Source organism: Streptomyces sp. NPDC004788, from assembly GCF_053601115.1.
Window position 1 is genome coordinate 48,105 of the sequence record NZ_JBSGBF010000047.1, and the last position, 9,058, is coordinate 57,162.

The window sequence follows — 9,058 nt, forward strand, 5'->3', positions numbered from 1 at the left end:
TGGCGGCCCAGAGACACCCCACCCCGGCCCCGGACGGAGAGCGATGCACGAGATGTCCGTCGCGCTGGCCGTCGTCGACCAGGTCGAGACGGCCGCGCGGTCCCGCGGGGCCACCGGGGTCGTCAGCATCCGCCTGGAGACGGGAGAGCTGGCCGGCATCGTCGCCGACTCGCTCCACTTCTGCTTCGAACTCGCCTGCGCCGGAACCCTCGTCGAGGGCGCCGAACTGATCACGACGACGGTACCGGGGACCGCACGCTGCGAGCCCTGCTCCCGGGTCTGGGAGGTCGGCATGCCGCCCCGGCTGCTCTGCCCCGGCTGCGGGGGAGCGGCCGTCGAGCTCGTCTCCGGACGCGAACTGCGGATCCGGGAGGTCCGCTGGACCGATCCCGCCGCGACCGGCGCACCACGCAGCGAACCCACCACGGAGAAGAGCCGATCATGTGCCGAGTAGTCGACCTGCAGCGGGCGATCCTCGCGAGGAACGATGCCGCGGCGGGCATCCTGCGCGCCGAACTGACCGCCCGCGGCACGACGGTGGTCAACCTGCTCTCCAGCCCCGGCAGCGGGAAGACCGCCCTGCTGGAGCACACACTGCGGCTCTCCGTCGAACAGGGCGTCAGCACCGCCGCGCTCACCGCGGACCTGGCCACCGAGAACGACGCCGAACGCCTGGCCCGGGCCGGCGTCCCCGTCAGGCAGGTGCACACCGACGGCCTGTGCCACCTGGAGGCCGACATGGTCGCCCGGCACCTGCACGACTGGCTGCCCGAGGCCACCCGGCTGCTGTTCGTGGAGAACGTGGGCAACCTCGTCTGCCCGGCCGGCTACGACCTCGGTGAATCGCTCCGGGTCGTCCTCGCCTCCGTCACCGAGGGCGAGGACAAGCCCCTGAAGTACCCCACCGCCTTCGGCCTCGCCCAGCTGGTGGTCGTCACGAAGACCGACCTGGCCGCGGCCGCCGAGTTCGACGAGGCGGCCTTCCGCCGCAACGTGGAACAGGTCAACCCCGGCGTCGAGGTCCTCCTCACCTCCGCGCGCGACGGGCGCGGCGCCGGGACGCTCCTCGACCGGGCGCTGGCCGCGGCCGAGGGCGCCGACACCCACACCCCCGTGATGGCCCGGGCCGGCGCGTGACCGCCGTACGACCGGTCGCCGCGCCTCCGACGCCCGCCCTGCGCCACCGCGTCGTCGTGCGCGGAGTCGTCCAGGGCGTCGGCTTCCGGCCGTACGTCTACGCCCTCGCCACCGGCCTGCGGCTGTCCGGCCACGTCACCAACACCCCCGACGGCGTCGTGGCCGAGATCGAGGGAGACCCCGAGGACGTGGCGGCGTTCTGCGCGCGCGTCGGGCCCGAGGCGCCGCCACTGGCCCGGGTGGAGTCCGTCGAGACGACCGGCGTCACCGTACGCGGCGACAGCGGGTTCACCATCGTCCCCTCGTGCCAGGACGGCGCCGTCCGGACCCTCGTCCCGCCGGACACGGCCACCTGCGACGACTGCCTCGCGGAACTCGCCGACCCCGCCGACCGGAGACATCTGCACCCCTTCGTCACGTGCACCCACTGCGGGCCCCGGTTCACCATCGTCACCGGCCTGCCCTACGACCGCGCCCACACGACCATGGCCGGCTTCCCCCTGTGCCCCGACTGCGCGCGGGAGTACGCGGACCCGGCGGACCGGCGGTTCCACGCGCAGCCCGTGGCCTGCCCGAGGTGCGGCCCCCGGCTGCGGCTGGTCGCCGGACCGGGCCAGTCGGCCGCGGCGGACCCGCGCGTCGACCCGGTGACCGTCGCCCGGCGGATGCTCGCGGCCGGTGCGATCCTCGCGGTCAAGGGCCTGGGCGGATACCACCTGGCCTGCGACGCCACGAACCCGACGGCGGTCGCCGAACTGCGCCGGCGCAAGGCCCGCCCGACCAAACCCTTCGCGCTGATGGCGGCGGAGCTCGCGGACATCGAGCCCCTGGTGCACCTCGGCCCGGCGGAGCGTGAACTCCTCACCGGGCGCGTCCGCCCCGTCGTCCTCCTGCGACGCCGTGACACCCCGCCGCCTTCCGGCCCCCTCCCGGCGCCGGAGGTGGCCCCCGGCAGTCCGGACCTCGGCGTCATGCTCCCGTACACCCCGGTGCACCACCTGCTCCTGGGAGTCGGCACCCCCGAGCCGGGGCCCCGGCTCCTGGTCATGACCAGCGGAAACCTGTCCGGCGAACCCATCGTCACGGACGACGCGGACGCGCTCGTCAAGTTCGCCGGTCTGGCGGACGCCTGGCTGACGCACGACCGCCCGATCCACGTCCCCTGCGACGACTCCGTCGTACGCGTCCGTGACGGCGAACCGCTCGTCCTGCGCCGCTCCCGCGGCTACGCCCCGCTGCCGCTCACCCTGCCGGTCGAGGTCGCCCCCGCGCTCGCCGTCGGCGGGGACCTGAAGAACGCGTTCTGCCTCGGCCAGGGCCGCCAGGCCTGGCTGTCCGCACACATCGGCGACATGGACACCCTGGCGACACAGCTGGCCCTCACCTCGGCCGAGCGGCAGCTGGAATCCGTCACGGGCGTCGGACCCGGCCTGCTCGCCGTGGACCACCACCCCGCGTACCGGTCCACGCGCTGGGCCGCCCGGCACGCGGCGGGGCGCCCGGTCGTGAGCGTGCAGCACCACCACGCGCACATCGCCTCCGCCATGGCCGAGAACGGGCTCGACGGCAGCCACCCCGTGCTCGGGGTCGCCTTCGACGGCACCGGATACGGCCTCGACGGCGCCGTGTGGGGCGGCGAGTTCCTGCTCGCGGACTACCAGGGGTTCTCGCGGTTCGCGCACCTCGCCTATGTCCCGCTTCCCGGCGGGGACGCGACCGTCCGGCGCCCGTACCGCATGGCCCTCGCACACCTGCACGCCGCCGGCCTCCCGTTCGACCCCGCGCTGCCCTGCGTGGCGGCCTGCCCGCCCGGTGAACTGCGCGTCCTCGAACAGCAGTTGGCGCGGGGACTGAACTGCGTACCGACATCGAGCATGGGCCGCCTCTTCGACGCCGTCGCCTCCCTCGCGGGGATCCGCCACCTCGCCGGCCACGAGGCGCAGGCGGCCGTCGAGCTGGAGGCCGCGGCTCTCCGCGCGCCGGCCGCGCAGGACGACGCGCGCTACGCCTTCTGCCTGCCGGCCCCACCACGGCCGGGCCGCCCGCTCCCGGCCGACGCCGCCCCCCTGCTCGCCGCGATCGCCGACGACGTGCGCGGCGGTACTCCGGCGGCCCTCGTCGCGGCCCGGTTCCACCACGCCGTGGCCCGACTGGTGCACACGGTCTGCGCCGCGGCCCGGAGCGAACTCGGCGTGGCCACCGTCGCGTTGACCGGGGGAGTGTTCGCCAACACGGTCCTGGCCTCGGCCTGCGACCGCGCGCTGCGCCAGGACGGCTTCACCGTCCTCCGCCACCGCATGGTCCCACCGAACGACGGTGGGCTGGCCCTCGGCCAGCTGGTCGTGGCCGCACGTGTCACCACCGGCCCGGCCCCCGGCGCGCGACCACGACAGCGACAGTGAGGAGACGCACATGTGTCTGGCGGTCCCCGGAAGGGTGCTGGACGTCGAGGACCGGGACGGCACCCGGATGGCCACCGTCGACTTCGGCGGCGTGGTCAAGGAGGTCTGCCTGGAGTACCTGCCCGACCTGAAGGTGGGCGAGTACGCGATCGTCCACGTCGGATTCGCCCTGCAACGTCTGGACGAGGAGTCGGCCAGGAGGACGCTGGAGCTGTTCGAGACCCTCGGCATGCTCCAGGAGGAGTTCGGCGACCCGTGGGAGACGGCCGCCGAGACGACCGACGGCGAACGGCAGGCGCCCGAGGGCGTCGCCGGAGAGGTGCACCGGTGAAGTACATCGACGAGTTCCAGGACCCCGAGCTGGCCCGGCGGCTGCTCGACGAGATCCATGCGACGGTGACCCGGCCGTGGGCGCTGATGGAGGTCTGCGGCGGCCAGACCCACAGCATCATCCGGCACGGCATCGACCAACTCCTGCCCGAGCAGATCGAGTTGATCCACGGCCCCGGCTGTCCGGTGTGCGTGACACCGCTGGAGGTCATCGACAAGGCCCTGGAGATCGCCTCACGCCCCGGCGTGATCTTCTGCTCCTTCGGGGACATGCTGCGGGTGCCCGGCACGGGCCGGGACCTCTTCCAGGTGCGCGCGCGGGGCGGCGACGTCCGGGTCGTCTACTCCCCGCTCGACGCCCTGCGGATCGCCGAGCAGAACCCCGGGCACGAGGTCGTGTTCTTCGGCATCGGCTTCGAGACCACCGCCCCGCCCAACGCGATGACGGTCCATCAGGCCCGCAGGCTGGGCATCCGCAACTTCAGCCTGCTGGTCTCCCACGTCCGGGTGCCGCCCGCGATCGAGGCGATCATGCGGTCCCCGGACTGTCGCGTACAGGGCTTCCTCGCCGCCGGCCACGTCTGCAGCGTGATGGGAACGGCGGAGTACCCCGAACTCGCCGCACGCCACCGGGTGCCCATCGTCGTCACCGGCTTCGAGCCCCTGGACATCCTCGAAGGGGTACGGAGAACGGTGCTGCAACTGGAACGGGGGGAGCACACCGTCGACAACGCCTACCCCCGCGCCGTGCGCACCGACGGCAACCCGGCCGCCCGGGCCATGCTCGACGACGTCTTCGAGGTCACCGACCGGTCCTGGCGCGGCATCGGTGTCATCCCGGACAGCGGCTGGCGGCTCTCGGAGCGCTACCGCGACTACGACGCGGAGATCCGCTTCTCCGTCGAGGGCATCGACACCCGCGAACCGGCCGAATGCCGCAGCGGAGAGGTGCTGCAGGGCCTGCTCAAGCCGCACGAGTGCGAGGCGTTCGGCACCCTGTGCACGCCCCGCTCCCCGCTGGGCGCCACGATGGTCTCCAGCGAGGGCGCCTGCGCCGCCTACTACCTCTACCGGCGGCTCGACCTCGGCTCTCCGGGGCGGCGGACCCCGGCACCGGGAGTTCCGGTCCCCGGCGCTCCGTCCTCGAACGTCCCGCCCCTGGAAGGAAGTTCCGTTGTCTGACACGACCACGGGCACCACCGTCCCGACCACCCCGGACCAGGCGCCGGACATGCTCGCCTGGACCTGCCCGGCACCTCTGCGGGACCAGGCGCAGATCGTGATGGGCCACGGGGGTGGCGGCGCGCTCTCCGCCGAGCTCGTCGAGCAGATCTTCGCGCCCGCCTTCGGCGGGCCGGCGCTCTCGGTCACCACGGACGCCGCCGCGCTCGAACTCGGCGGCGCCCGGCTGGCCTTCTCCACCGACACCTTCGTGGTGCGTCCGCTCTTCTTCCCCGGCGGCAGCATCGGCGACCTGGCCGTCAACGGAACCGTGAACGACCTCGCGACGAGCGGGGCCAGGGCGGCCTACCTCTCCTGCGGCTTCATCCTCGAGGAAGGCGTCGGGACGGACGTCGTCGCCCGGGTGGCGAACGCCCTCGGCGCGGCCGCGCGCACGGCCGGAGTCCAGGTCGTCACCGGCGACACCAAGGTCGTGGAGGCCGGCCACGGGGACGGCGTCTACATCAACACCTCCGGGATCGGCCTCGTGCCCGACGGTGTGGATCTCCGCCCACAGCGCGTCGTCCCCGGTGACGTGGTGATCGTCAGCGGGCCCGTCGGCGTCCACGGCGTGGCCGTCATGAGCGTGCGCGAGGGCCTGGAGTTCGGCGTCGAGATCGAGAGCGACTGCGCGGCACTGGGCGGTCTCGTCGAGGCGATGCTCGCGGTCACGCCGGATCTCCACGTGCTGCGCGACCCCACCCGCGGCGGACTGGCCGCCTCGCTCAACGAGATCGCGGCCGCCTCGGGCACCGGCGTGGTCCTCCAGGAGCGCGCCGTACCCGTGCCGGAGGCCGTGGCCAACGCCTGCGCGATCCTCGGCCTCGACCCGATGTACGTCGCGAACGAGGGCAAGCTGGTGGCGTTCGTACCGCGCGAGCACGCGGAGCCCGTACTGGCCGCGATGCGCGCCCACCCGCTCGGGGCGGGCGCGACCGTCATCGGCGAGACCGTGGAGGAGCACCCCGGCATGGTCGTCGCCCGTACCGGCCTCGGAGGCACCCGCGTGGTGGACATGCCGCTCGGGGAGCAGCTGCCGCGGATCTGTTGAGCCTGGAACCCGTGGGCGGCGAACGGCGCGGTGTCGTCGCCCACCGGGACGGCGTCAGGCGTCAGGCGTCACATTTTCACGTGTTCACGTGTTCACGTGTTCAGACGGCTGTTGGTGCCGTCGTGGTGGTCGGCGGCCTCCTCGTCGAACCAGTGGTCGTCCGCCGCGAGGTAGCGGAAGGCATGGCTGGTGTGGGCGGGCAGGGTGACCGTGGCGGCGCGGGTGCCGTCACCACGCGGTGCCAGCGGGTGGGCGTGGGGGTTCCAGTGGTTGAAGTCCCCGACGACGCTGACAGGGCCTTCCGGGGTGTGGTCGGGCAGGACGAAGGTGACCTGGGTACGGCCTTTGACCTTCTTGCGTTCGAGCATGTCGGCTCCTGTCGGAAGAGATGACTGCGACGGGTGCATCCTCGGCCGCGGCGCCCCCGACCGCCGTCGTACGCGCCCGACACGAGGCACGTGGTCACCCGGTCCGGTGGTGCGGCGTCGGCTGTGTGGACGGACGCAGCGGCGGACACGTCAACGAGCGCGGCGGTGAACCGGTGAATTCCGGTGCGTGTCGCCCCCCGCGTCGGCTCCTCGGAGACGTCGAGGAACCAGGATCGGTGCACCGACCGCACACCGAGGCATTGGGGTGGACAACGCATGGAACGGGACGCCACAGGACCGCCGCGAGAAGTGCCGGAGTGGAGCGCGACAGAGCCGGAGACGCCGGAGGAGACCCCCCGCGGCCCGCTCGGCACGGGCGTGCGCATCATGGGGCTGCTGACGACCACCGACCACAAGGTGATCGGCTACCTCTACATGGTCACCTCGTTCGGGTTCTTCCTGCTGGCCGGCACGCTCGCCATGCTGATGCGCGCGGAGCTCGCCCGACCAGGACTCCAGATTGTGAGCGCAGCCCAGTACAACCAGCTGTTCACCGTGCACGGCACGGTGATGATGCTGCTGTTCGCCACGCCCATGTTCGCCGGATTCGCCAACGCGGTGATGCCGCTGCAGATCGGCGCCCCGGACATGGCCTTCCCACGGCTGAACGCCCTCACCTACTGGCTCTACCTCGGCGGCGGACTCGTCGTCGTGTCGGGCCTCGTCGTACCCGGCGGCGCCGCGTCGTTCGGCTGGTTCGCCTACGCCCCGCTGAACGGCCCGGTGTTCTCACCCGGCCCGGGCGGCGACCTGTGGACCATGGGCCTGGTCCTGTCCGGCGTGAGCACCACGCTGACCGCCGTCAACTTCATCACCACCATCGTCTGCCTGCGCGCCCCGGGCATGACGATGTTCCGGATGCCGATCTTCACCTGGAACGTGCTCTTCACCTCCATCCTCGCGCTGCTCGCCTTCCCGGTGCTCACGGCCGCCCTGCTCGCCCTCGAGGCGCAGCGGAAGCTCGGCGCGCACGTCTACGACTCGGCAGCCGGCGGCGCGTTGCTCTGGCAGCACCTGTTCTGGTTCTTCGGCCACCCGGAGGTCTACATCGTCGCGCTGCCGTTCTTCGGCATCATCAGCGAGATCATCCCCGTCTTCAGCAGGAAACCGCTCTTCGGCTACGTCGGCATGGTGGGCGCCACCGTCACCATCACGATGCTCTCGGCCGTCGTATGGGCGCACCACATGTTCGCCACCGGCGCGGTCCTGCTGCCCTTCTTCTCCCTCATGTCCTTCCTCATCGCCGTGCCCACGGGGATCAAGTTCTTCAACTGGATCGGCACGATGTGGCACGGCAGTCTCTCCTTCGAGACACCGATGCTGTTCTCGGTCGGCTTCCTGGTCACCTTCCTGCTCGGCGGCCTGAGCGGGGTGCTGATCGCCTCGCCGCCGCTCGACTTCCACCTCACCGACTCGTACTTCATCGTCGCCCACCTGCACTACGTCCTGTTCGGCACGGTGGTCTTCGCGATGTTCGCGGGCTTCTACTTCTGGTGGCCCAAGTGGACCGGGCGCCTGCTCGACGAACGGCTGGGCCGGATCCACTTCTGGAGCCTCTTCACCGGCTTCCAGACGACCTTCCTGGTCCAGCACTGGCTGGGAGAGTCCGGCATGCCGCGGCGCTACGCCGACTACCTCGACGCCGACGGCTTCACCGTCCTCAACACGGTGTCCTCCATCGGCGCCTTCCTCCTGGGGCTGTCGACCCTGCCCTTCCTCTACAACGTGTGGCGCACCGCGACGAGGGCGCCCCGCGTCGGCACCGACGACCCGTGGGGGTACGGCCGTTCCCTGGAGTGGGCGACCTCCTGTCCTCCGCCGCGGCACAACTTCGCCGCGATCCCCCGTGTCCGTTCCGACTCCCCGGCCTTCGACCTGAACCATCCGGAGACCGAGGCCGGCACCGCCGACACGCTCCACAGTTCCGAGGGTCCGTCGAAGGAGGGGCGCGCATGAAGACCGAGGCCGTCGTGTTCGCGGGCGTGGCGGGGTTCTTCCTCGTCGTGGACGTGCTGTACGCGCTGTGGTCCGGGGCGGAGCCGGCGGGGACGGCGGCGCTCACCGTCGCCACCTTCATGGCACTGCTCGTGACCTTCTTCTTCTCCCGCCGGCACCAGCTGATCGGGCAGCGCCCCGAGGACCGCCCGGACGGGGAGGTACGGGACCGCTCCGGACCGCTGGACTTCTTCCCCCCGCACAGCCCCTGGCCCGTGCTGATCGCCGCCGGGGCGAGCGTGCTCGCCGTGGGTGCGGTGTACGCCCTGTGGCTGTTCCTGATCGGGGCGGGCCTGGTCGGGGCGGGTGTCGCGGGCTTCGTGTTCCAGTACGCCGGCGACGAGGGCCGGCGCTAGCGGACGGACTCGGACCCGGACTGGGACTCGGCCTCGGCTCGGCCTCGGCTCGGCCTCGGACGAGGGAGCGGGAAGCGGGGGCGGGAAGCGGGGGCGGGAAGCGGGGGCGGGGCGGGCGGACCGGGTGTCGACCGGTCC

Annotated in this window: 9 protein-coding genes; 8 read left to right on the forward strand and 1 reads right to left on the reverse strand. The window is 72.3% G+C overall.

From position 1 onward, the window contains the following. The first annotated feature begins 43 nt into the window (after positions 1 to 43). From ACWEJX_RS21335 to hypE, 6 genes are read left to right on the forward strand one after another with little or no spacing between them, the layout of a single operon-like run. Positions 44 to 454, forward strand: coding sequence for a hydrogenase maturation nickel metallochaperone HypA/HybF (locus ACWEJX_RS21335; protein WP_451608987.1), 411 nt, complete (start codon positions 44 to 46; stop codon positions 452 to 454). After that, a complete protein-coding gene (gene hypB, locus ACWEJX_RS21340) occupies positions 442 to 1,137 on the forward strand; it encodes a hydrogenase nickel incorporation protein HypB (RefSeq protein WP_451608988.1) in 696 nt (231 codons plus the stop codon). Before ACWEJX_RS21335 ends, hypB begins: the two co-directional genes overlap by 13 nt. Then, positions 1,134 to 3,539, forward strand: a complete 2,406-nt coding sequence (gene hypF, locus ACWEJX_RS21345) for a carbamoyltransferase HypF (protein ID WP_451608989.1) — start codon at positions 1,134 to 1,136, stop codon at positions 3,537 to 3,539. The genes hypB and hypF overlap by 4 nt, the downstream gene beginning before the upstream one ends. 10 nt (positions 3,540 to 3,549) lie before the next feature. Further along, positions 3,550 to 3,870, forward strand: coding sequence for a HypC/HybG/HupF family hydrogenase formation chaperone (locus tag ACWEJX_RS21350; RefSeq protein WP_451608990.1), 321 nt, complete (start codon positions 3,550 to 3,552; stop codon positions 3,868 to 3,870). Continuing rightward, positions 3,867 to 5,051 carry a hydrogenase formation protein HypD gene (hypD, locus tag ACWEJX_RS21355; RefSeq protein ID WP_451608991.1) on the forward strand — a complete coding sequence of 395 codons (1,185 nt, stop codon included), beginning with the start codon at positions 3,867 to 3,869 and terminating at the stop codon, positions 5,049 to 5,051. Before ACWEJX_RS21350 ends, hypD begins: the two co-directional genes overlap by 4 nt. Before the next feature lie 49 nt (positions 5,052 to 5,100). Then, complete coding sequence (gene hypE / locus ACWEJX_RS21360; RefSeq protein WP_451608997.1) at positions 5,101 to 6,141, forward strand: hydrogenase expression/formation protein HypE; 1,041 nt, start codon at positions 5,101 to 5,103, stop codon at positions 6,139 to 6,141. A 92-nt stretch (positions 6,142 to 6,233) separates the two neighbouring features. Here the strand turns inward: hypE and ACWEJX_RS21365 are convergent, their stop codons facing one another. After that, complete coding sequence (locus ACWEJX_RS21365) at positions 6,234 to 6,509, reverse strand: isoamylase early set domain-containing protein (RefSeq protein ID WP_451608992.1); 276 nt, start codon at positions 6,507 to 6,509, stop codon at positions 6,234 to 6,236. Between the two features lie 276 nt (positions 6,510 to 6,785). Between ACWEJX_RS21365 and ctaD the strand changes: the two genes are divergently transcribed. Continuing rightward, positions 6,786 to 8,525 carry an aa3-type cytochrome oxidase subunit I gene (ctaD, locus tag ACWEJX_RS21370; RefSeq protein ID WP_451608993.1) on the forward strand — a complete coding sequence of 580 codons (1,740 nt, stop codon included), beginning with the start codon at positions 6,786 to 6,788 and terminating at the stop codon, positions 8,523 to 8,525. Then, on the forward strand, positions 8,522 to 8,920 hold the full coding sequence (locus ACWEJX_RS21375; RefSeq protein ID WP_451608994.1) for a cytochrome c oxidase subunit 4: 399 nt from the start codon (positions 8,522 to 8,524) through the stop codon (positions 8,918 to 8,920). Before ctaD ends, ACWEJX_RS21375 begins: the two co-directional genes overlap by 4 nt. The last annotated feature ends 138 nt before the right edge of the window (positions 8,921 to 9,058 follow it).